Genomic DNA, 1552 nt, shown 5'->3' on the forward strand with positions numbered 1-1552 from the left:
AAAACAGCGCATTGCCAGATACCAGGCTAATTATTTCCAAAATAGTCAAGAACCTTTGGGAGCAAAAAGATTTAACCAGTTTTTCTATGGCCGTCTCAATAATCGTCTCGCTGGGGAAAGAAGCATCGGGCTGTTACGAGATGCAACTTGATTCGATATCGGAAGCGGTGACACGAATATTGTCCGATAGTGATGAAGAGCAGATTACTGAACAACTCAAGTTACTTCATCCAAAAATAATTGATCAGGAGGACCTATGCGATCACAATTGGTTTTATTCAATGTTAGAAATACTGACAGCGAGTGACCTGACCAAGCCATCGGTTATCCGCTTTGCCCTTGAAGTCCTGAAATTGGGTTGGCTGGATCCAATACTGGCCGATGAGGACTATATTGCAGACGCCGGTGAACATCATGAGCTATTGGTGCGTCTGAAAAGCGTCGATGAACTCAAGGTTGAAGCCGCTCATTGCTTGAAAAAGTGGTATAAGCAGTTCTTTTCCAGGGAAAACAATAGTCAGTTGTTGCATATGGCTTATGAAAACTTCCAACAAAGAGATAGTGATACCCCATTCGTCAGTCATTGTCATGATGGCTTTTCATCATCCCTTGAATATCATATTGCCAATCCATTCTTACAGAACGCCTGGACGGACGAACCTGAGGGTATTCCCAATGTTGAGCGAATGTTGGCCCACCATCCCGCGTTTCCGAGGTTAATTTCAGGCAAGGGGAACCACCGTCCGGTGATTATCGCAGGGGAACCTTCCTGGGGGGGCACATTGATTGAGGAAAAGGCTGAAGCCCTGTTTCAACGAGCGTTTGAGGACGCTCCGCAACTTAAGCATTTACTGAAAGACATCAATAAATATGAGACAAAGAAAAACCAATGCAGGAATGAGCCAACAGCATCGGAAAAATTTATCTACCTTGAGAAGCAAAGTGTTGTGAATGAGACTAGAGAAATATGCAAGCAGGTGATTCAGCTGGCCTTCTGTCATTATCTGTATAGATTGACACACTCGAAAGGTGGCTGCCTAACCTATTGTTGGGCCAAGGCATCCATCTTTGGGTACAACGAAGAGGACTCCTATGGCGCTCATGATCCATCCTCACCAGAAGAACTGTATGCCATGATGTCTGATATTGTGAGCTCTGAATTGTTGGACTCTCTTCAGGATGATTACTTGCGGCAGGCACTCAACGCCAGTAACGCTCTGGTGCTCAAATCCAGTGAGCTGACAACCATTGCCGAAGAATTTTTGAACAGCGTGAATTTGAATTCGATGGCGACTGACCTGGAGGTTGACCAGGAATAGACTGCCGTCCCCGCTACGGGGTCGCCTGGATGAGCGCGATTCCCGGTCAGCCTCCTGACTCATAGTTTGTTCGTGATAAATTTTTCGAGATGGGTAACTTCCTTCCATGGCAACGAGCCACTGTCCAAATGAAACTTTCGTACGATCTGAAGGTCAAATTATAAAACAGTTTCATTTAAGTCCTTCAGATAGCAGTAGGGAGATTAACCATGGATGGTCAGATTGGTGGAGAA

The 1552-nt window shown here is 45.3% G+C and carries 1 protein-coding gene; it reads left to right on the forward strand.

What is annotated here, in order from left to right:
• The coding region (locus KDK17_RS14125) for a hypothetical protein (protein ID WP_257288328.1) at positions 1 to 1319 on the forward strand (1319 nt) is incomplete at its 5' end.
• Positions 1320 to 1552 lie beyond the last annotated feature (233 nt).

It is taken from the genome of Endozoicomonas sp. SESOKO2, assembly GCF_024606245.1.
Lineage (GTDB): Bacteria > Pseudomonadota > Gammaproteobacteria > Pseudomonadales > Endozoicomonadaceae > Endozoicomonas_A.